Annotated in this window: 22 protein-coding genes; 11 read left to right on the top strand and 11 right to left on the bottom strand. The window is 50.7% G+C overall.

Going from position 1 to position 21,883, the window contains the following annotated elements; all coding sequences use genetic code 11:
- Position 1: 1 nt before the first annotated feature.
- The 4 genes from urtD to urtA are packed head-to-tail and all read right to left on the bottom strand — an operon-like array spanning position 2 to position 4,761.
- Positions 2-799 carry an urea ABC transporter ATP-binding protein UrtD gene (gene urtD / locus FOB24_RS13105; RefSeq protein WP_150345016.1) on the bottom strand — a complete coding sequence of 266 codons (798 nt, stop codon included), beginning with the start codon at positions 797-799 and terminating at the stop codon, positions 2-4.
- Positions 799-1,872, bottom strand: coding sequence for an urea ABC transporter permease subunit UrtC (urtC, locus tag FOB24_RS13100; RefSeq protein WP_006684597.1), 1,074 nt, complete (start codon positions 1,870-1,872; stop codon positions 799-801). The genes urtD and urtC overlap by 1 nt, the downstream gene beginning before the upstream one ends.
- Positions 1,872-3,446 (bottom strand): urea ABC transporter permease subunit UrtB, encoded by a 1,575-nt coding sequence (gene urtB, locus FOB24_RS13095; RefSeq protein ID WP_150345015.1) that lies wholly within the window; start codon positions 3,444-3,446, stop codon positions 1,872-1,874. The genes urtC and urtB overlap by 1 nt, the downstream gene beginning before the upstream one ends.
- Before the next feature lie 43 nt (positions 3,447-3,489).
- Positions 3,490-4,761, bottom strand: a complete 1,272-nt coding sequence (urtA, locus tag FOB24_RS13090) for an urea ABC transporter substrate-binding protein (RefSeq protein WP_038640537.1) — start codon at positions 4,759-4,761, stop codon at positions 3,490-3,492.
- Positions 4,762-5,247: 486 nt separating this feature from the next.
- On the opposite strand from urtA, the gene mgtS reads away from it, so the two are divergent.
- Complete coding sequence (gene mgtS / locus FOB24_RS13085; protein WP_003032406.1) at positions 5,248-5,343, top strand: protein MgtS; 96 nt, start codon at positions 5,248-5,250, stop codon at positions 5,341-5,343.
- Positions 5,343-5,480 carry a hypothetical protein gene (locus tag FOB24_RS24710; RefSeq protein ID WP_422679458.1) on the top strand — a complete coding sequence of 46 codons (138 nt, stop codon included), beginning with the start codon at positions 5,343-5,345 and terminating at the stop codon, positions 5,478-5,480. Before mgtS ends, FOB24_RS24710 begins: the two co-directional genes overlap by 1 nt.
- A gap of 146 nt (positions 5,481-5,626) precedes the next feature.
- Here the strand turns inward: FOB24_RS24710 and FOB24_RS13075 are convergent, their stop codons facing one another.
- Both FOB24_RS13075 and dcp read right to left on the bottom strand, forming a co-directional pair.
- Positions 5,627-6,553 carry a diguanylate cyclase gene (locus FOB24_RS13075; protein ID WP_087856385.1) on the bottom strand — a complete coding sequence of 309 codons (927 nt, stop codon included), beginning with the start codon at positions 6,551-6,553 and terminating at the stop codon, positions 5,627-5,629.
- Between the two features lie 167 nt (positions 6,554-6,720).
- Positions 6,721-8,766, bottom strand: coding sequence for a peptidyl-dipeptidase Dcp (gene dcp, locus FOB24_RS13070; RefSeq protein ID WP_150345014.1), 2,046 nt, complete (start codon positions 8,764-8,766; stop codon positions 6,721-6,723).
- Between the two features lie 137 nt (positions 8,767-8,903).
- On the opposite strand from dcp, the gene ydfG reads away from it, so the two are divergent.
- From ydfG to ydfZ, 3 genes are all read left to right on the top strand, one after another.
- Positions 8,904-9,650: a bifunctional NADP-dependent 3-hydroxy acid dehydrogenase/3-hydroxypropionate dehydrogenase YdfG gene (ydfG, locus tag FOB24_RS13065; RefSeq protein WP_038640530.1), complete on the top strand. Its 747-nt coding sequence runs from the start codon at positions 8,904-8,906 to the stop codon at positions 9,648-9,650.
- Between the two features lie 86 nt (positions 9,651-9,736).
- Complete coding sequence (locus tag FOB24_RS13060) at positions 9,737-10,423, top strand: GntR family transcriptional regulator (protein WP_085048244.1); 687 nt, start codon at positions 9,737-9,739, stop codon at positions 10,421-10,423.
- A gap of 190 nt (positions 10,424-10,613) precedes the next feature.
- The gene (ydfZ, locus tag FOB24_RS13055) at positions 10,614-10,817 is read left to right on the top strand and encodes a putative selenium delivery protein YdfZ (RefSeq protein WP_038640526.1); all 204 of its coding nucleotides are present in this window, start codon (positions 10,614-10,616) and stop codon (positions 10,815-10,817) included.
- A 75-nt stretch (positions 10,818-10,892) separates the two neighbouring features.
- Here ydfZ and FOB24_RS13050 read toward each other — a convergent pair whose 3' ends face one another.
- From FOB24_RS13050 to FOB24_RS13035, 4 genes are all read right to left on the bottom strand, one after another.
- The gene (locus tag FOB24_RS13050; protein ID WP_150345013.1) at positions 10,893-12,359 is read right to left on the bottom strand and encodes a mannitol dehydrogenase family protein; all 1,467 of its coding nucleotides are present in this window, start codon (positions 12,357-12,359) and stop codon (positions 10,893-10,895) included.
- A 161-nt stretch (positions 12,360-12,520) separates the two neighbouring features.
- The gene (locus FOB24_RS13045) at positions 12,521-13,855 is read right to left on the bottom strand and encodes an MFS transporter (protein ID WP_150345012.1); all 1,335 of its coding nucleotides are present in this window, start codon (positions 13,853-13,855) and stop codon (positions 12,521-12,523) included.
- A 60-nt stretch (positions 13,856-13,915) separates the two neighbouring features.
- The gene (gene rspA, locus FOB24_RS13040) at positions 13,916-15,130 is read right to left on the bottom strand and encodes a starvation-sensing protein RspA (protein ID WP_003832907.1); all 1,215 of its coding nucleotides are present in this window, start codon (positions 15,128-15,130) and stop codon (positions 13,916-13,918) included.
- Between the two features lie 107 nt (positions 15,131-15,237).
- A complete protein-coding gene (locus FOB24_RS13035; RefSeq protein ID WP_038640517.1) occupies positions 15,238-15,564 on the bottom strand; it encodes a YnfA family protein in 327 nt (108 codons plus the stop codon).
- Between the two features lie 152 nt (positions 15,565-15,716).
- Between FOB24_RS13035 and FOB24_RS13030 the strand changes: the two genes are divergently transcribed.
- Positions 15,717-16,058, top strand: a complete 342-nt coding sequence (locus FOB24_RS13030) for a DUF1283 family protein (protein ID WP_038640515.1) — start codon at positions 15,717-15,719, stop codon at positions 16,056-16,058.
- Between the two features lie 37 nt (positions 16,059-16,095).
- Positions 16,096-16,656, top strand: coding sequence for a spermidine N1-acetyltransferase (gene speG, locus FOB24_RS13025; protein ID WP_038640513.1), 561 nt, complete (start codon positions 16,096-16,098; stop codon positions 16,654-16,656).
- A 6-nt stretch (positions 16,657-16,662) separates the two neighbouring features.
- Here speG and FOB24_RS13020 read toward each other — a convergent pair whose 3' ends face one another.
- Entirely contained in the window at positions 16,663-17,373 is a 711-nt protein-coding gene (locus tag FOB24_RS13020) for a YnfC family lipoprotein (RefSeq protein ID WP_038643159.1), read from the bottom strand.
- 103 nt (positions 17,374-17,476) lie between these two features.
- On the opposite strand from FOB24_RS13020, the gene FOB24_RS13015 reads away from it, so the two are divergent.
- The 4 genes from FOB24_RS13015 to FOB24_RS13000 all read left to right on the top strand — a co-directional run bounded on the left by FOB24_RS13015 (position 17,477) and on the right by FOB24_RS13000 (position 21,861).
- Positions 17,477-17,785 (top strand): DUF1161 domain-containing protein, encoded by a 309-nt coding sequence (locus FOB24_RS13015; RefSeq protein ID WP_087856380.1) that lies wholly within the window; start codon positions 17,477-17,479, stop codon positions 17,783-17,785.
- Between the two features lie 153 nt (positions 17,786-17,938).
- Positions 17,939-20,377, top strand: a complete 2,439-nt coding sequence (ynfE, locus tag FOB24_RS13010; protein WP_110498089.1) for a selenate/tellurate reductase subunit YnfE — start codon at positions 17,939-17,941, stop codon at positions 20,375-20,377.
- Between the two features lie 10 nt (positions 20,378-20,387).
- A complete protein-coding gene (gene dmsB / locus FOB24_RS13005; protein ID WP_150345011.1) occupies positions 20,388-21,005 on the top strand; it encodes a dimethylsulfoxide reductase iron-sulfur subunit DmsB in 618 nt (205 codons plus the stop codon).
- Between the two features lies 1 nt (position 21,006).
- Positions 21,007-21,861, top strand: coding sequence for a dimethyl sulfoxide reductase anchor subunit family protein (locus tag FOB24_RS13000; protein ID WP_085049334.1), 855 nt, complete (start codon positions 21,007-21,009; stop codon positions 21,859-21,861).
- Positions 21,862-21,883: the final 22 nt, after the last annotated feature.

The following is a 21,883-nucleotide window of genomic DNA, read 5'->3' as shown; positions in this document are numbered from 1 at the left end:
CTTACCGTCCAAGATAAACTTCAATAACCTGCTCATTGGCCTGCACATCGCGCAGGCTCCCTTCGGCCAGTACTCGCCCCTGATGCAGCACCGTGACATGGTCAGCAATCGTCTCGACAAATCCCATGTCATGCTCAACAACCATCAGCGAGTGCTTTCCGGCAAGCTGGCGAAACAGCTCCGCGGTGTATTCCGTCTCCGCATCGGTCATCCCTGCAGCCGGCTCATCAATCAGTAGTAAATGCGGCTCCTGGACCAGCAGCATGCCGATCTCAAGAAACTGTTTTTGTCCGTGCGAAAGCAGCCCGGCACGGCGTTCGCGATCGTTGCCCAGACGTAACAGCGCCAGCATTTCATCAATGCGATCCCGTTGTTCACCCGAAAGGCGAGCCCGTAAAGAACCCCAAACGGATTTATCATTTTTCAGTGCCAGCTCCAGATTCTCCGCCACCGTTAGCGCTTCAAATACCGTGGGCTTCTGAAATTTTCGTCCAATCCCCTGGCGCGCAATGGCAATAGAATCAAACGTCATTAAATCAATAGACTGATCGTAAATCGCACGACCGCTTTGCGGTCTGGTTTTGCCGGTAATGACATCCATCAACGTCGTTTTTCCGGCGCCATTAGGACCAATAATGCAGCGCAGTTCCCCTACGCCAATATTGAGCGTGAGATCCGTTAGCGCCTGAAACCCATCAAAGTTCACGTTGATTTTTTCCAGTTGTAACACCGGGTCGGTTTGATTGCGAAATCTGTCCCCTGGCAACTGTCGGGTAAAAAGACCTTCATCTGGCTGCATTATTTGTCTCCTTTGCGAAACAGACCAATCACGCCACGGGGTAAAAACAGCGTAACGCCAATAAAAATCAGGCCAAGAAACAGTTGCCAGTATTCGGGCATGATCACCGTAAACAGACTTTTAGCGCCGTTCACCAACACAGCGCCAAAAACCGGGCCAATCAGGGTTCCGCGACCGCCGAGGGCGACCCAAATCGCCGCTTCAATCGAGTTGGTCGGTGACATTTCGCTGGGGTTAATGATGCCCACCTGCGGAACATACAGCGCACCAGCCAGCCCGCACAACACAGCGGAAAGCGTCCACACCAGCAGCTTGAAACCTTTCGGATCATAGCCACAGAACATCAGCCGATTCTCGGCATCGCGCACGGCGGTCAGGATACGACCAAACTTACTGCGCGCCAGCGCCAGTCCCAGCCACAACGCCAGCACCAGTAGCATCACCGTCGCCAGAAACAGCGCGATACGGGTTGAGGTCGCGGTCACGGGGAACCCCAGAATAGTGGTAAATCCGGTGAAACCGTTATTTCCACCAAACCCGGTTTCGTTACGGAAAAACAGCAACATGCCTGCGAAAGTCAGGGCCTGAGTCATGATAGAGAAATAGACGCCCTTGATTTTTGAGCGAAAGGCAAACCAGCCAAACACCAGCGCCAGCAGGCCGGGCACCAGCACAACCAGCAGCATAGCCCAGATAAAATGTTGCGTTCCCCACCAAAACCAGGGCAGTTCGGTCCACGACAGAAACGACATAAAAGCCGGTAGTCCTTCGCCGGAGGCCTGACGCATCAGGTACATCCCCATCGCATATCCCCCCAGCGCAAAGAAAATGCCATGACCCAGTGAAAGCATTCCGGCATAGCCCCACACCAGATCCAGTGCCACCGCCACAATGGCATAACACAGGATTTTCCCGGCCAGCGTCAGCGTCCAGACGGAGATTGCCAGCGGATGATCCGCGGGGAGTAGCGCCAGAAATGGCAGAATAATGAGCGCCAGCAGCAAAAAAAGCCCCAGGATGCGCGTCACGCGCGGCGCTTTTCGTGCCAGCGTTAATGTCATTGGCATAGTCATTAGTCAATAACCCTCCCTTTCAATGCGAAAAGTCCCTGAGGTCGTTTCTGGATAAACAGAATGATCAGCACGAGGATCATAATTTTGCCGAGAACAGCCCCCACCTGAGGCTCAAGAATTTTATTGAAGATCCCGAGACCAAAAGCCGCTGCCACACTCCCGGCGAGTTGTCCAACGCCGCCAAGCACCACCACCAGAAACGAATCAATAATGTAACTTTGCCCCAGCTCCGGCCCCACGTTACCCAGCTGCGACAGCGCCACGCCACCCAGCCCGGCAATGCCTGAACCCAGTCCAAAGGCCAGCATATCGACTCGCCCGGTAGGCACGCCGCAGCAGGCCGCCATATTGCGGTTTTGCGTCACCGCGCGCACACGCAGCCCCAGACGGGTTTTATTCAACAATAGCCAGGTGAAGAACAGCACCAGCATGGCAAAGCCAAGCACCACAATTCGGTTCCACGGCAAAATCAGATTGGCATAGACCTGAATTCCCCCGGAAAGCCATGTCGGATTGGCGACTTCGAGGTTCTGCGCGCCAAAGGTCATTCGCACCAACTGGATTAGCATCAGACTGATCCCCCATGTCGCCAGCAGTGTTTCAAGCGGACGGCCATATAAATGGCGGATCACGCCGCGCTCCAGCAACATTCCTACTGCCGCGGTAAGTAAAAAGGCGACCGGAAGCGCAATGACCGGATACCAGGCTAACCATTGCGGGAGAAACTGCCCCATCAACTGTTGCACCATCCAGGTACAGTAAGCGCCGAGCATTAACATCTCGCCATGCGCCATATTGATGACGCCGAGTAACCCGTAAGTAATCGCCAGACCCAGTGCCGCCAGTAGCAAAATCGAGCCCAGAGACAGTCCCATAAAGGCCTGTCCAAGAAGCTCGCCAACCTTCATGCGGTGTGCGATGGAATTCAGACTTTCGTCGGCGGCAGCGCGAACGCGGGCATCAGGTTCATGCTCTGCACGGGTGAAAGGTTGTAATTTCGCCTGGGTTTCAGGGTCGTTTGACGCCCCCAACAATTCAATTGCCTGCCGCCTGACCTCTGGTGATGCACTGGTCAGTTGCAGGTTAGCCAGCGCAATAACCAGTGCAGATTTCACGTCAGCATCCGATTCCTGCGCCAGTCGTTGTTGTAAAAATGGCAGCATGCCAGGCATCGCCTCACGCTGTAATATGCGTGCGGCATCAGCCCTAACTGTGACACTGTCACTTAAAAGCTGATGCGAAGACAGCGTTCCGGCGACCAGATTGCGCAGTCGGTTAGTCAGACGGACTTTTTTTAGCTCGCCGTCTGGCGCTGCCGCCGTCCCCAGCGGTTGTACTCGCGAACCATCCATGAAAAACGCATTTTTCGCATTATCGGTCAGCAGGTTTTCATCTCGCAGCGCCTTAAGCACGGGTAAGCGCTGAAGGTCGGGATTCATCGCCCATTGTTCAAGCAAGGTGGCCTGCTGCCCCCGGTTGGCAGCGGTAAAAGTATCGGCATCTGATGCCTGCGCTATCCACGGCAAAAACCACGTCAGCAACATCACACCACGAATAAAGCGCATGACTTTCATGAGCATTCTCCTAAGCGTTGCCCTCCCGCAGGAGGGCATAAGATCAGTTGCTGGCGGTTTTTACGGGTTGTTCAGATTTTTTATCATTGCCGGCGATATACGGGCTCCACGGCTGGGCGCGGACCGGCTCATCGGTTTGCCACACCACGTTAAACTGACCGTTGCTTTCAATCTCGCCAATCATGACGGGTTTGTGCAGATGATGGTTGGTGGCATCCATCGTGAGGGTAAAGCCAGATGGTGCGGCGAATGATTGCCCTGCCATTGCAGCACGGACTTTATCCACATCGGTAGTTCCGGCTTTTTCTACTGCCTGTGCCCACATATGCAGACCAACCCATGTGGCTTCCATTGGGTCGTTTGTCACAACCGAATCCGCATTCGGTAATTTGTGCGCTTTGGCATACGCCCGGTAATCCGCGACAAACTTCTTGTTAGCCGCATTATCCACGGACTCAAAGTAGTTCCAGGCGGCAAGGTTACCTACCAACGGTTTCGTATCAATACCGCGCAATTCTTCCTCACCTACGGAGAAGGCCACCACCGGAACATCGGTGGCTTTCAGCCCCTGGTTCGCTAACTCTTTATAGAATGGAACATTAGAATCACCGTTGATGGTTGAGACCACCGCCGTTTTTCCCCCTGCGGCGAATTTTTTAATGCTGGCGACAATGGTCTGATAATCACTGTGTCCAAACGGGGTATACACCTCTTCGATGTCTTTATCGGCAACACCTTTCGAATGCAAAAAGGCACGGAGAATTTTATTAGTCGTGCGCGGATAAACATAATCAGTCCCCAGCAGGAAGAAGCGTTTCGCACTGCCGCCGTCCTCACTCATCAGATACTCAACAGCCGGGATCGCCTGCTGATTAGGCGCCGCGCCGGTATAAAAGACGTTAGGCGACATTTCCTCGCCTTCATACTGCACCGGATAAAACAGTAAACCATTTAATTCCTCGAATACCGGTAACACCGATTTACGCGAAACCGATGTCCAGCACCCGAACACCGCCGCTACTTTGTCCTGACTCAGCAACTGTCGAGCTTTTTCAGCAAATAAAGGCCAGTTCGAGGCTGGATCAACCACCACCGGCTCCAGCTTTTTGCCCAACACGCCGCCCTGCGCATTGATTTCATCAATAGTCATCAACGCCACATCTTTCAACGGCGTTTCGGAAATCGCCATCGTTCCGGATAACGAATGCATGATGCCCACTTTAATAGTGTCAGCCGCCTGGACGCTAAAACTCATGCCCATTGCCATAACGGAGGCCGATAACGCAAAAGCTTTTAAAATTGTACGACGCTGCATAGTTTCACTCCTGAAATTAGATTCGCTGAAAGCTCCGGTGCAGCCGGGCAGACAAAACGGTGCAAATTAAGGGGATTCAGAAGTGATAAGGCAAAAACGATGCCAGATATTAAAACACCATATAAAATCAAAGCATTAGAGTAGTACAGTTCAGTGGCTGGATGAAAATATTTCGCCAATAAGGCGGATCGCCAGGAAAATTGAACCACCATGAGACAGCGTTGCATTATAACCGTGCAACAATTTGCATGGGGTTCGTATAACAATGACTTTGGCACTCAGCATAAAATCGTGATTAATTCCCCCAGGATAAGCGCGCCTTGTCACTATTATTTATTTTTCCCGACAAAATCGCGTCAATTTTTTACATTTCAGACGAAATAATCATACAGTTCAGCCTTTGTTTAAGTTGCAATTGCTACTATAGTCATAAGCGAGGTGAACTTAAGGTAAGAGAGGAAACTCACAGATAAAGGAGCATTTACTATGCTGGGTAATATGAATATTTTTATGGCTGTTCTGGGAATTATTTTATTTTCCGGTTTCCTGGCCGCGTATTTTAGCCACAGATGGGATGATTGATGAACGACGATAGTCCTGCACCGAACCGGCCCCTTGTAGCGTCACTGCACAAGGGGCCATTTTTTTACCAGAATCGCCTTTCCTGCACCTTTTCCCTGGCCAGCAATAAAAAAAACCGCCGGATAAACCAGCGGTAAATGCTTGCATGGATAGATTTGTGTTTTGCTTTATACGCTATCTGGCAATTCCCTGCGAAGATAACGGATATCTGGCTAACCTATCATCGGCAACCCCAATGAAAGCTAAACGAAACGTAACTAACGCAAAACAGCTTAGGTGAATCTCACGCGCTGAGGTGGAACGAAAGTCCATCACTGGCGTTAACCAGGGTGATCTGCTCGCGTTCATCCATAAACATACAGCGATTTCTGCCGCTCTGTTTTCCCTGGTACATCGCTCTGTCAGCCCGTCCAAGAGCGGTATCTAATTTCTCATCCCGCTGAGCTCTGGTGATACCGCCCGTTACGGTGATAGCGATCTCTCCATCTGCGTAAGGGATTTTTTGCTGGCCAACAAGCTGACACAATCGCAACCCAGCCTGGCGGGCCTGCTCATCAGTTTTCGTTCGGATGATGATAATGAACTCTTCGCCACCGTAGCGGTAAGCTTGTTCATCATATCGCGTCCATGCCAGAAAATTTGCTGCCAGAGCGCGTAATACTACGTCCCCCACAAGATGGCCATACGTATCATTAACGTGTTTAAAACGGTCGATATCCAGCAGCAATATATAAAGGTTAAGCGGTTCGGCATCGATTAACTGTTGGTCAAAAGACTCATCGAGCATTCTTCTGCCCGGTAAGCCTGTTAATATGTCGATATTGCTCCGGATACTCAGCAAATATATTTTATAGTCCATTACAGCAGACGTAAATGCCAGTAACGCGTCCTCGAATTTGGTGAAATGCCATGGATAACTCCGTTTCTCCAGTATTGCCAATAGCAAATCCTTGCCTGATAAATGCATTTTTTCATGAACAGTATTTATCTTATTCACATAGCTACAATCATCTTCATTGCGCAGCGATTGATTATTAAGCCACTGTCCAAATTGGCAAACAAAATGCGCGTTGTCACCCATGATATCTGGTTGCGTAGCATTCGAGGTTACTGCGCAACGGAACATATTCACCAGCCATTTATAGTGGGCATCAATTGACTTGTTCAACTCGATCAAAATTGCATCTATTTCCATCGTATTTCTCATCATCACGATCTTCCTCCCTGTTCGAACGTTTCTGATGCAATCATCTTAACGATAAAAAAGAAAATTTATGTAATTTTTTTATTTTGAGAATAAATCTTATCAGGTGCAATAATGAACAGTAAGATAAGACCGGGCATCACGCCCGGCTCAATTTTTTTACTGACAGTGCCTTACGCGCTCAAACCACGATGTTCCAGCATCGGCTCCATGCGGGGATCGCGCCCGCTCCACTGGCGATAAAGTTCAGCTAAATCAGTGCTGTTCCCGCGGGACAAAATCGCTTCGCGGAATTTCTGCCCGTTTTCGCGGGTTAATCCACCCTGATCTACAAACCACTGATAGCCGTCATCAGCCAACATTTGCGTCCATAAATAAGCGTAATAACCCGCAGCATAGCCGCCGCCGAAGATATGGGCAAAATAACTGCTACGATAACGTGGCGGCACGGCCTGAAGATCCAGATCTTCTGCCGCCAGCGCCTGCTGCTCGAATTGATCAACTGAATAAGATGACGCCTTCGTCTCCAGACTGTGCCAACGCATGTCCAACAATGCGGCACTGAGCAGTTCGGTCATATCGTAGCCTTTATTAAACAAGCTGGCCCGCTGCATTTTATCCCGCAACGTCTGCGGCATTGGCTCCCCGGTTTCGACATGACGGGCAAATCGGGCAAAAACCTGCGGATGGCTCGCCCAGTGTTCGTTAATCTGCGAAGGAAACTCGACAAAATCACGCGGAGTGTTAGTGCCTGAAAGCGTGGCATAACGCTGAGTGGCAAACAGACCGTGTAACGTGTGGCCAAACTCATGAAATAACGTAATGACATCATCCCACAGCAGTAACGCCGGCTTACCCGTTACGGGTTTTTGATAATTACAGACATTGTAAATAACGGGTCGGGTTTCGTTAAGCTCCGATTGCTCAACAAAATTGCCCATCCATGCCCCGCCGCTTTTTGATTCACGGGCGAAGAAATCACCATAAAACAACGCCAGTCCTACGCCATCGTGGTCGAAAATTTCCCATACCCGAACATCCGGGTGATAAACCGGAATGTCGAATCGCTCAACGAATTTGACACCAAAGAGCTGATTGGCCGTCCAGAAAACGCCCTCGTTCAACACCGTATCCAGAGCAAAGTAAGGTTTAAGCTGTGCCTCATCAAGGGCGTATTTCTCGCGGCGGACCTGCTCAGCATAAAATGCCCAGTCCCAGGCCCTGACGCTAAACTGCCCCTGCTCTTGATCGATGACTTTCTGGATTTCAGCCTGTTCATCCAACGCACGCTGGCGCGCGGCCGGAACGATCGCCCGCATAAACAAAAGTGCCGCCTCAGGCGTTTTAGCCATCTGGTCGGCGATTTTCCAGGCCGCATAATTGGCAAAACCGAGTAATTTTGCCTGTTGCATGCGGATGTCGACCAGACGCTGAATAATAGCCCGGGTATCGTTATCGTCATCGTGTTCGGCCCGCGTCCATGCCTGGGTAAACAGGTCTTCACGGATCTGGCGATCGCGTAACACGGCAAGCGCCGGTTGTTGAGTGGTATTCAATAACGGAATAACCCAACGTGATTCAAGCCCCTTTTCTTTTGCAGCCTCAGCGGCAACAGCAATTTCTTCGGCGCTAAGTCCGTCAAGCCGCCGGACATCATCCACCACCAAAGCACCGGACTTGTTCGCCGCCAGCAGACGCTGATTAAACTGACTGGTCAGCGTGGCTGACTCGGTGTTGAGCGCTTTGAGGCGTGCTTTGTCGGCCTCATTGAGGCGAGCGCCTGCCAGTACAAAACGCTGGTGGACAACCTCCACCAGACGCACTGATTCGCAATCCAAACCTAAGGTATGACGTCGTTGCCAGACTGCATCGACGCGGGCGAAAAGCGCGCCATCAAGATAGATATCATTGGCAAGTCCCGCCAGCTCTGCTGAGAACGCTTCGTCAAGGCGTTGTAGTTCATCGTTAGTGTGCGCCGCCGTCATCGCAAAGAAAACGCTGGTTACGCGCGTGAGCAGCGCGCCGCTTTGTTCAAGCGCCAGCAACGTGTTAGCAAAATCCGGGTCCTGTGGGTTTTGTACAATTGCCGCGATCTCCTCGCGTTTTTGCCGCACGCCCTCATCAAACGCCGGACGATAATGCTGCACGTCAATTTGATCAAACTGCGGTGCCTGATACGGCAATGTACTGTGGTGTAAAAAAGGATTCGTTAACGACATCTTTCACTCCTGAAAACGATTTGTTTACCAGAGTAGACTTCCCGGGAATCGACCGCAATCCTGTTAACCAGGAATAGCTCTGACCGGAAATGACGTGCTATGGTAGTACTACATAAAAAGCGTTGAGGAACAGTGAGATGATCGTTTTAGTAACCGGAGCAACCGCAGGTTTTGGTGAGTGCATTACGCGTCGTTTTATTGAGAATGGGCATAAAGTTATTGCCACCGGACGCCGCCAGGAGCGCCTGCAGGAACTCAAAGATGAGCTGGGTGACCGCCTCTATACCGCGCAACTGGACGTACGTAATCGCGCATCGATTGAAGAGATGCTGGCGTCCTTACCTGCTGAATGGCGCGATATTGATGTTCTGGTCAACAACGCAGGTCTGGCGCTGGGCCTCGAACCTGCCCACAAGGCCAGCATTGAAGACTGGGAAAACATGATCGATACCAACAACAAAGGCCTGGTTTATATGACCCGTGCCGTGCTGCCTGGTATGGTTGAGCGCAATCGCGGACATATTATCAATATCGGCTCTACCGCGGGTAGCTGGCCATACGCCGGCGGTAACGTTTATGGCGCGACCAAAGCGTTTGTCCGTCAGTTTAGCCTCAACTTACGTACTGACTTACACGGGACAGCGATTCGTGTTACCGACATTGAGCCGGGTCTGGTTGGCGGTACGGAATTCTCTAACGTGCGTTTCAAAGGCGATGATGCCAAGGCTGAAAAAACTTACGAAAATACCACCGCGCTGACCCCACAAGATGTTACAGAAGCGGTATGGTGGGTGGCTTCGTTACCCGCTCATGTCAACATTAACACCCTTGAAATGATGCCTGTCACACAGTCTTTTGCCGGGCTGAGTATCCATCGGAGCTAATTTCTCTGCCCGGCCTTGCGCCGGGTATAGATAGCCTGAAATAAGTGATAAAATATCTGGGTTAACTCTCTAAAAAGTAAGAATGAATGACCGTAGAAACGCAGCTCAACCCTACACAGCCTGTAAATCAGCAGATTTACCGTATTCTTCGTCGTGATATCGTGCACTGTCTGATTGCGCCTGGTACGCCGCTGTCGGAGAAAGAAGTTTCTGTACGCTTTAATGTGTCACGCCAGCCGGTACGAGAGGCATTCATCAAACTGGCAGAGAACGGCCTGATTCAGATCCGTCCGCAGCGTGGCAGCTACGTGAACAAAATTTCGCTGTCGCAGGTGCAAAATGGCTGTTTTGTTCGCCAGGCGATTGAATGTGCCGTGGTCCGCCGCGCCGCAGCCCTGATCACCGATAAACAGTGCTATCAGCTCGAACAGAATCTGCATCAGCAGCGTATCGCGATTGACCGAAAACAAATTAATGATTTCTTCCAGCTTGACGATGAGTTTCATCAGAAACTGGCTTTAATCGCCGAGTGCCAGCTCGCCTGGGACACCGTCGAGAATATAAAGGCCACCATTGACCGCGTTCGCTATATGAGCCTGGATCACATTTCTCCTCCTGAAATGCTGCTGCGCCAGCATCACGATATCTTTGCCGCACTTGAAAAACATGATGGTGACGGCGTCGAGCGTGCAATGATGCTGCACCTTCAGGAAATCGGTGAGTCTGTTCAGCTTATTCGCCAGGAAAATAGCGACTGGTTCAGCGAAGATTAATATGACGCTCACCTCTCTGCGGGGTGAGTTTTTCAACGTTTTCCCCTCTCCTGCACATCTGCCTAAAAAAAGCTGTGACTTTGATCGAAAACAAAAAAAATCATTAACGAGAAGCGTATTTATATTGCGCCCGTTACGTGGGACTAAAAGCCCACGGGCTTTGACGGTGAGTTGGAAAGGAGAAAACACCATGAAAACATACGATCGTAACCGTAACGCAATCACCACTGGCAGTCGCGTCATGATTAGCAACACCGGACTCACAGGCCGCATTACAGCGATAGATACCGATGGCCTGACCGCTGAGCAAATTCGCCGTGGCAAAACAGTGGCAATCGAAGGGTGTGAAGGCAAATATGCCCCACTCGAGTTGATTCGTTTGGGCATGAACTAATTGGTGTGAATGCCAGAAAACACTGCGCCATCTGGCCCGTTTAAAGCCAGATGGCGACATAAATGATGCCCTTGGTTACTTTAGTTTTGCAGCATACTTCGCAACCGTTGCCTTTGCCCCTTCAGCCAGTAAAGTAAGATAGGCTTCTGTGACCTGGCTTTTGAACAGTTCTACCTGCGGTAATTCGCGACCAAAAATGGCATCAATCGCCAGTAACGCCTGAACGCGCGCTTCCCCCTCGTGACTACTGCGGACCGCAGTCTGGATCACTGGCAACAGCGGATCGCTGATTTCAATCGCCTGACCGTGTTCATCCACACCGCCGACATAGCGCATCCAGGCGGCTACGCCCAGTGCCAGCAGCGCAAAATGGCTGCCATGCGCAATGTGCCAACGAATTGAATCGAGCATACGCTGCGGCAGTTTTTGGCTGCCGTCCATCGCAATCTGCCAGGTACGGTGACGCAGTGCCGGGTTGCTGTAGCGCTCAATGAGCAGATCGGCATAGTGTTGCAGATCCACCCCTTTCACTTTCAGCGTCGGCGCCTGTTCCTGCAACATCAACGCTCGCGCGGCAAGACGATAATTTTCATCCTCCATGCAGTCGTTGATATGCTGATAACCCGCCAGATAACCAAGATAGGCAAGGAAAGAGTGACTGCCGTTGAGCATACGCAGTTTCATCTCTTCAAACGGAATCACATCCGATACCAGCTCCGCCCCGGCCTTTTCCCATGCCGGACGACCGGCGACAAAGTTATCTTCAATTACCCACTGACGGAACGGTTCACAGGCTACGCCTGCCGGGTCGCGTACCCCGGTGATGTGTTCAATTTTGTCCAGCGTATCCGGAGTAACCGCAGGAACAATGCGGTCTACCATTGTAGAGGGGAACGTCACATGCTGTTCGATCCACGTAGCCAGTTCAGCATCTACCGCCCGGGCATACGCGGTGACGACATTGCGCATAACGTGGCCGTTTTCAGGCATGTTGTCGCAGGACATCACGGTAAATGCGGCTAATCCCGCAGCTTTGCGACGCGCCAGGGCTTCAACCACCACGCCTGGCGCAGTTTTTGGTTGTTTTGGATTTTGCAGATCGGCGGCAATCATGGGGTTGTCTAACATCAGTTGACCCGTCGCCGGAGAGTGGCAATATCCTTTCTCGGTGATGGTGAGAGAAACGATCGCCACCTGCGGTTCACACATCGCAGCCAGTACGCTTTCCAGACCATCTACCTGCGCATGCAGCGCGTTTTTCACCACACCAACGACTCTGGCAGTCCACGCATCCGCAGACATCTCCGCAACGGTATACAAATTATCTTGCTGTTTCAGATCGGCAATCTGCTGCTCACCACCAATCAGATTCACTTCGCAATAGCCCCAGTCACTGCCGTGTTCTGCAGCCAGGATGTCAGCATAAACACCCTGATGTGCGCGATGAAACGCGCCAAATCCCAGATGAACAATACGCGGGATCAGAGTAGTACGATCGTAGTCAGGAAGCGCAGCCTTTGCCGCTAACAGCTTGTTTTGCATGGTATGACCTACTTATCAATGAAATCAGGACTGTCTCAGAGTAACGCCTGCAGGGTTGTATGTTTTGATTTGCATTAAGCTTTTTATGATTGGTATGACATCATTTATTGAGTTATATACCAAGCGCGGTGAATGTGGCGGCATACTGCCGCCAAAAGATATTAATGTTTCTGCCACTGCTGGTATTCACGCTTAAGTCTTTGCGGAGCCGTTTCCGGCATCATCAACAAACCAATAATTGAGATAACTCCAAGTACAATCACATAAGTGGCTAGTCCGTAGTAATGCCCACCTGTTACTTGCAGAATTTTTACTGCTACTAAGCCAAGAATCCCACTACCTATTAGTGACCCAAGTTGCCAAATTAATGCTATCCCGCTACAGCGAATATGAGTTGGGAAAAGCTCCGGGAAATAAGAAGCCTGAGGTGCATAACACATACTATGCCCAATACTCAGCACCAGGATCATTACTATTTGTGTAAGCCAAAAATTATCCTGATTAATAGCAAGGAAGAAAGGAATAATCATAACGACCTGCAGCAATGCGCCGATAATATAGACTGGTTTACGTCCAATCTTATCACATAGCGATCCCATCAACGGTATTGCAATGATTTCTATTATCACCGCAACGATCATTGTCTCCATCAAAATATTTGCATCAAGATTGTTCGCCTTACCGTAAGCCAAAACAATCACGGTGAACATTGCAAATGTGCAAGCTTCAATCAGTTTTGCACACACCCCCTTGACAACAATACCAGGAAAATCACGGATAACTTCAACTAATGGACGTGATTCTTCTGCTTTTGTCTCCCTAATCTGAGCAAAGACCGGTGACTCATCAATTTTTAAGCGGATAAACAGCCCAACAATAACCAGTAACAGACTCAATAGGAATGGAATACGCCACCCATAATCCATCATGGCCTCTGGAGAAAGTGTGGCGTTTAACAATGCAAACAGTGCTAACGGCAGAAGGAAACCAACCGGGGCACCGATTTGAACCCAACTGGAAAAAAATCCACGATGTTTGGGTTCAGAATATTCAGCAGTCATCAGTACTGCACCGGCTTGTTCTCCTCCAACTCCAAAGCCCTGCAACACACGAATAAAAATAAGTAAAGCTGGAGCCCATACCCCTATTTTTTCATATGTAGGTAATAACCCGATACAGAAAGTCCCTAAACCAACGATTAATATGGTAATAACCAGTGCTTTTTTACGCCCTACCTTATCACCAATATGGCCAAATACAATTCCTCCTAATGGTCTTGCGAGGAAACCAACAGCATAGGTTGCAAAAGCAGCGAGAGTACTTATTAACGGATCATCACTAGGGAAAAATAGATGACCAAAAAAGAGTACAGCTGCTGTCCCGTATGCAAAAAAATCATAATACTCAGCGGCAGTACCAATTGCGGATGCTGAAGCCACTCGGCGAATAATGGGCTTATTATCTACGTTATTTTTAATATCGACTGAACTAACCATAAGTTTAACCTTCTGTAGGGTATTGGGTTAATCAACATCTTTCGTACGTAAAATTTATATTTACCAGTTCCACAGCGTGCCATCTTCCAGGCGAGCGACAGGCAGATATGCCGGGTCATACGGATATTTCGCGGCCAGTTTTTCGTCAAACTCGATACCAAGGCCTGGCTTATCGCCCGGGTGCATGTAGCCGTTATCAAAAGTCCAGTTATGCGGGAACACTTCCAGCATTTGCTCGGAATACCCCATATATTCCTGAACGCCGAAGTTCGGCACCCACAGATCAAAATGCAGTGCTGCGGCCATGCATACGGGTGACAGATCGGAAGGTCCATGTGACCCCGTGCGTACCTGATACAACGAGGCAAAATCGGCAATACGGCGCATACCGGTAATACCGCCCGCATGGGTAATGGTGGTGCGGATATAGTCGATCAACTGTTCTTCGATCAGTTGTTTGCAATCCCAGATGCTATTGAAGACTTCCCCTACTGCAATCGGCGTGACCGTATGCTGGCGGATCAGGCGGAAACACTCCTGGTTTTCGGCTGGTGTGGGATCTTCCATCCAGAACAGACGATATTGTTCAATGCTTTTGCCAAACCGGGCAGCTTCAATCGGCGTCAGGCGATGGTGCATGTCATGTAGCAGATGTTCGTTAAAACCAAATTTATCGCGAACGGCGGCAAACAGTTTCGGCGTGAAATCGAGGTATTTCTCTGTAGACCACAGCTGCTCTTCCGGCCACTGCCCTTTGGTCGCGGGTTCGTAGGCCAAACCTTTGCCTTTAGACATACCGTAAGTGGTTTTCATGCCCGGTACGCCGCACTGTACGCGAATCGCTTTAAAGCCCATCTCTTTATGTCGCGCGTAATCCTCCAGCACATCATCTACGGTATGCCCTGTGGTGTGGCAGTAAACCATGACCCCTTCACGCGATGCGCCGCCGAGCAACTGATACAACGGCATGTTCGCCGCTTTCGCTTTGATATCCCACAATGCCATATCCACTGCGGAAATCGCCGACATGGTGACCGGCCCCCGACGCCAGTACGCGCCTTTATAGAAAAACTGCCAGATGTCTTCGATTCGATGCGCGTCGCGTCCGATAAGTTGCGGACAGACATGATCTTTCAGATAGGACGCCACGGATAACTCGCGGCCATTTAAGGTGGCATCTCCCAGCCCGGTGATCCCGTCTTCTGTCGTTATTTTTAACGTAACAAAATTACGCCCCGGGCAGGTGACAAAAACTTCAGCCCCGACAATCTTCATTTTTTATTCCTTACATCTGTTCTTGTGATGCAGGAAATTTACTCAACTGAGCTACTACCATACAAGTATAAAGATCGAAAAAGCCCTCGTTGATCACAAAAAAGGCGCTATGCGCGCCCCCATCCAGCCACAATAATCAGCATCCCGCACAAGGCCACCAGCGCACCAGACCAGTCATACAGGCTGAGTTTTACGCCATCGACAAAGCGCAGCCATAGCAGCGCAGTGACAACATAAACGCCGCCATAGGCCGCGTAAACTCGCCCACTCGCGGCCGGATGCAGCGTCAACAGCCAGACGAATAAGGCCAGAGACACTCCGGCGGGTACCAACAACCACGCCGTCGCGCCTCGTTTAAGCCACAGCCAGGGTAAAAAACAGCCGATGATTTCGCATAAAGCAGTGACGAAAAAGAGAAAGGTAGTCTTCAGCATTGACGTTATTCAGTTATCTTCGGTTTAACCATGATACGACAGAATATCGCCAACGTATCCATATCCGCTCAGTGGGTATGCCCTGAAGCAGGAATAGTGTAGAATTTAACCCTGTTTTATCGTTTTTCCCTTTCTCATAAAAGGAATTCGCCATGAATATTACACTGACCAAACGTCTGTGTCTGACGGCTATGCTGACGCTTGCGGCGGCTGTGTACACCTCTTCAGCATTTGCTGAAACCAGTAAACTGGTCATTGAATCCGGGGACAGTGCGCAAAGCCGTCAACAGGCCGCCATGGAAAAGGAACAATGGAACGATACACGCCAGTTACGTCAGAAAGTGAACAAGCGTACTGAGAAAGAGTGGGACAAAGCCGACGCGGCCTTTGATAGCCGTGATAAGTGCGAACAGAGCGCCAATATTAACGCCTACTGGGAACCTAACACCCTGCGCTGCCTCGACCGTCGTACTGGCCGTACCGTTGCACCATAATGACTATGCACCTTAAAGGATATTGCAAGGATACAATATGACTAGCGCCCTCAGTGTTAAGCTGCGCCCGCTGGAGCGTGAAGATTTACGTTTTGTCCACCAGCTTGATAACAACGCCAGCGTTATGCGTTACTGGTTCGAAGAGCCTTACGAAGCGTTTGTTGAGCTGTCAGACCTGTACGACAAGCATATTCACGACCAAAGCGAACGTCGCTTCGTGGTGGAATGCGAAGGTGAAAAAGCCGGGCTGGTGGAGCTGGTAGAGATTAACCACGTCCACCGCCGGGCTGAATTCCAGATTATTATTTCGCCTGAATATCAGGGTAAAGGTCTGGCTTCGCGGGCGGCAAAGCTGGCGATGGATTATGGTTTTACCGTCCTCAACTTATATAAGCTGTATCTGATCGTCGATAAAGAGAACGAAAAAGCCATCCACATCTACCGTAAACTCGGCTTTATGGTGGAAGGTGAACTGATTCATGAATTCTTTATCAACGGCCAGTACCGCAACACCATCCGTATGTGTATTTTCCAGCAGCAGTATTTGGCGGAACACAAAACGTCAGGTCCTAACCTGCTACAACCTACCGCTCAGTAAAGGCGACTAGTAGTAATCGATGGTGTTTTCAATCGAGTAATGATGTTCAACTGCTGGCTTCACGCTTTCATCGACGATAACCAGCTGGCAGTTGACCGGGTTGGCGTAGTTATCGTACTTACACGTTTGCCTGACATTACCCAATGGATGATTGTTCAGCATACTCACCGCCGTGTAATCCAGCTTCTTCAGCGGATCAACCGACGGTTTGGCATCAACCTGTAAGGTATTGTCTTTACTGACAGTAGTTTTACCCAGCGGGTAGCCTTCCGCGTCATAGCGGTACTGGACTTTCATCTCTTTTCCTGTGGCGGAAACGACAAAGCCATTATCGTCGGTATCCCACACCACACCGGCAGCAGGCAGTTCCGCTAGCTGGCATTTACCCTGCAAGCGGATCTTTTTTTCCAGCGTTTCGGCATCGCGATAGTAGTTGGCATCCAGAACCAGCGCCATGCCGGTATTGTTTTCGATATCGTGCAGTTCAAGCGTATCGAAACACCCTTCCTGCGAGAGCGTACCGACAACGCGCTTGGAAACTTCACCTTTATCATTAAGAAGCGTCTGACTGAAATCTTTCACTGGTCCACGCAGCGGATCGAAATCAAATTCATTGGAAAAACTGGCCATTTCCGGCGTAAAAGAAACCAGCCCTTTGGCGTTATCACACCCGACCAGTACGGCGCACAGGAAAACTAACAGGGTCTGTTTCTTCACATTTTTCACCTGGATAAGAAGATAATTCTCAATCATATTAGCAAATACAGTTATTTACACCAGAAATGCTACTCTTAGTTCATGTCGAACATAAAAGGAGCTGATGATGAAATACATAACAGGAATTGCCGCAATCTTACTGGCAGCTGCTTCCCCGCAAGTTCTGGCGGCGCCAGCGTCCTGCGAACGCGTTAAGAGCGATATTGAACAGCGCATCATAAATAATGGCGTAGCGGAATCCAGCTTTACGCTGAGTATCGTCCCCAACGATCAGGCCGATCAACCTGATTCCCTGGTAGTGGGACATTGTGCAAACGATACGCATAAGATTCTCTATACCCGGACCAACAGTGGCAATGCCCCCGCCAATAGCACCCCTGCCCAGGACGGGCATGCTGCCGAGCCGCAATAAAATAAATAGTGCCCTCCGCTCGCGGAGGGTCGCTCCCCTTTGATATGCATTAAGGCGACATGCCTATAAGTGGGTAAACTCACTCCATTATTAGCATGCTATTAATTTCGTTATAGAAATTAATATATAGCGATAACTATAATGGAGGGAGTTATGTCTGAAACTGAGCAATATGGAGGCATCAGCCGCAGGACGTTAGTGAAATCCTCGGCTATTGGTTCGCTGGCGCTTGCCGCAGGCGGACTCTCATTACCTTTCGGAATGCGCTCCGCAGCGGCTGCGGTACAACAAGCATTACAACCAGCAGAAGAAAAAGTCGTTTGGGGGGCTTGTTCCGTGAACTGCGGAAGCCGTTGTGCCCTGCAACTTCATGTCAAAGACGATGAGGTCGTATGGGTAGAATCCGATACGACCGGGGATGATATTTATGGTCAGCACCAGGTTCGCGCCTGTTTGCGTGGTCGTTCTATCCGTCGCCGAATTAATCATCCGGATCGCCTCAACTATCCAATGAAACGCGTGGGTAAGCGCGGTGAAGGTAAATTTGAGCGCATAACCTGGCAGGAAGCCCTGGATACTATCAGCGCCAGTTTGAAAAATACCGTACAGAAATACGGTAATGAAGCCGTGTATATCAACTACACCTCTGGCATTGTCGGCGGCAACATTACACGCTCCTCCCCTTATGCCTCACTGGTCGCTCGCCTGATGAACTGCTATGGCGGATTCCTGAGCCATTACGGTACCTATAGCACCGCGCAAATCGCGGCGGCAATGCCTTATACCTATGGCTCAAACGAAGGCAACAGTACCTCAGACATCGAAAACACGAAACTGGTGGTGATGTTCGGCAATAACCCTGCCGAAACGCGCATGAGCGGCGGCGGCATAACTTACTTTCTGGAGCAAGCCCGGGAGCGCTCAAACGCCCGGATGATCGTCATTGACCCCCGCTATACCGATACTGCAGCGGGTCGAGAGGATGAGTGGATCCCTATTCGTCCGGGCACCGACGCTGCACTCGTAGCGGGAATCGCCTGGGTCATGATTAACGAAGATCTTGTCGATCAGGCGTTTCTCGACAAATATTGCGTCGGTTATGACGAGAAAACCCTGCCCGCCGATGCTCCCGTTAACGGGCATTACAAAGCTTATATTCTTGGCAACGGTGATGACGGTATCGCCAAAACGCCACAATGGGCCTCGCACATCACCGGGATCCCAGCCGAGCGCATAATCAAACTGGCAAGGGAAATCGGCAGCACTAAACCGGCGTATATTTGCCAGGGTTGGGGTCCTCAACGTCAGGCTAACGGTGAACTAACCTCACGCGCGATCGCGATGTTGCCTATTCTGACCGGCAACGTCGGCATCAACGGCGGCAATAGCGGCGCACGAGAATCAACCTACACCATCACGATTGAGCGCATGCCACTGCCTGAAAATCCCATCAAGACTCAGATATCCTGCTTTAGCTGGACCGACGCCATCGTCCGGGGCCCGGAAATGACCGCTACCCGCGATGGCGTTCGTGGGAAAGATAAGCTCGACGTGCCGATAAAATTTATCTGGAACTATGCGGGCAACACCATCACCAACCAGCACTCAGATATCAATAAAACGCATGAGATCCTTCAGGACGAGACGAAATGCGAAATGATAGTGGTCATCGAAAACTTCATGACATCTTCGGCCAAATATGCCGATATTCTGCTGCCTGATTTAATGACCGTCGAACAGGAGGATATTATTCCCAACGACTACGCGGGCAACATGGGGTACCTCATTTTTATTCAACCCGCGACGTCGCCTAAGTTCGAACGTAAACCGATCTACTGGATAATGAGCGAAGTAGCGAAACGTCTTGGCGACGATATCTACCAACGTTTTACTGAAGGCCGTACCCAGGAACAGTGGCTCCAGTATCTGTATGCAAAAATGCTGGCTAAAGACCCCGCGCTCCCTTCTTATGACGAGCTGAAGAAAATGGGGATCTATAAACGCAAAGATCCCAACGGACACTTTGTCGCTTACAAAAAATTCCGCGACGATCCGCAGGCCAACCCGCTCAAAACCCCCTCTGGCAAGATTGAAATCTACTCCAGCCGACTGGCGAAAATTGCCAACTCCTGGGAGTTGCAAAAGGATGAGGTGATAAGCCCACTTCCCATTTACGCCTCAACGTTTGAAGGATGGGACGATCCAAAACGCAGTTCATTCCCGTTGCAGTTGTTTGGTTTCCACTACAAATCCCGCACCCACTCCAGCTACGGGAATATTGATGTTCTCCAGGCATCCTGCCGCCAGGAAATATGGATCAACCCCGTCGATGCCCAAAAGCGGGGAATCAGAAACGGCGATATGGTGCGGGTCTTTAACGATCGTGGTGAAGTGCGTATCCCGGCCAAAGTGACGCCGCGGATCCTGCCCGGCGTAAGCGCAATGGGTCAGGGCGCATGGCACGATGCCGATATGGCTGGCGATAAAATTGACCATGGCGCCTGCGTCAATACGCTGACAACCCAGCGCCCTTCACCGCTGGCAAAAGGCAACCCACAGCACACTAACCTGGTCGAGATCGAGAAGGTTTAAGGACTAGCCCATGACAACTCAGTATGGATTTTTTATTGATTCCAGTCGTTGCACCGGGTGCAAAACCTGCGAACTGGCCTGCAAAGACTACAAAGATCTCACGCCTGAGGTGAGCTTTCGACGGATTTATGAATACGCGGGCGGTGACTGGCAGGAGGATAACGGCGTCTGGCATCAGAATGTCTTCGCCTATTACCTCTCCATTTCTTGCAATCACTGCGAAGATCCAGCCTGTACCAAGGTTTGCCCAAGTGGCGCCATGCATAAACGTGAAGATGGTTTTGTCGTGGTGGATGAAGACGTATGCATAGGCTGTCGCTACTGCCACATGGCCTGCCCATACGGCGCGCCGCAGTACAATGCAGCTAAAGGTCATATGACCAAGTGCGATGGCTGTCATGATCGTGTCGCCGAGGGCAAAAAGCCTGTCTGCGTCGAGTCCTGTCCGCTACGCGCGCTGGACTTTGGTCCGCTTGATGAGCTGCGCAAAAAACATGGTGAGCTGGCGGCGGTTGCCCCGTTACCGGGCGCGCATTTTACCAGGCCGAGTATTGTGATTAAACCCAATGCCAATAGCCGCCCGACCGGGGATACCACGGGTTTTCTGGCTAATCCGAAGGAGGTGTAAAATGGGAAATGGATGGCATGAATGGCCGCTGGTCCTGTTTACGGTGCTGGGTCAATGTGTGGCCGGGGCGCTGATCGTGAGTGGGTATGGCTGGTTAACCACCAAAGACGATGTGGCAAAACAACGTATCGTGCGCAGTATGTTTTTTCTGTGGCTGGTAATGGGCATCGCCTTTCTCGCCTCAATAATGCATTTAGGTTCACCGCTACGCGCGTTTAACTCGCTGAACAGAATCGGCGCATCGGCGCTCAGTAACGAAATCGCCAGCGGTTCGCTGTTTTTCGCGGTTGGTGGCCTGTGGTGGCTGGTGGCGTTTCTCGGTAAAATGCCGGCGACGTCAGGTAAAATCTGGCTGCTGCTCAGCATGTTGCTTGGTCTGGTTTTTGTTCTGGCGATGACTAACGTCTACCAGATAGACACCGTTCCGACCTGGTATAATGGCTATACTACGCTGGCGTTTTTCATGACGATGTTGCTGAGTGGCCCGCTGTTTGCCGCCCTGCTGCTACGTGCTGCGAGCGTGTCGTTTAACGCCGCCAGATTCGCCGGAATCAGCATACTTGCCCTGCTGGTGAGTGTGGCCGTTATCGTTTTGCAGGGCGTATCGCTCAGCGAAATTCACAGTTCAGTACAACACGCCAGCGCTCTGGTTCCCGACTACGCAAGCTTACAGGTCTGGCGCATCGTGATGCTGGCTGCGGGGCTGGGTTGCTGGATATGCCCGCTAATTCGTCGCAAAGAACCGGCTGTCGGCGGATTGGCGCTGGGTTTAATTTTCGTGCTTGCCGGTGAAATTATTGGCCGCGGTTTGTTTTATGGCTTACATATGACAGTCGGAATGGCTGTTGCAGGTTAATACTCGGGTGCGGGGCAACCCG

Origin of the sequence: Citrobacter werkmanii, from assembly GCF_008693645.1 — a bacterium.
GTDB lineage: Bacteria > Pseudomonadota > Gammaproteobacteria > Enterobacterales > Enterobacteriaceae > Citrobacter > Citrobacter werkmanii.
Note: the sequence above shows the minus strand (reverse complement) of the source record. Positions and strands in the feature narration are given on the sequence as shown.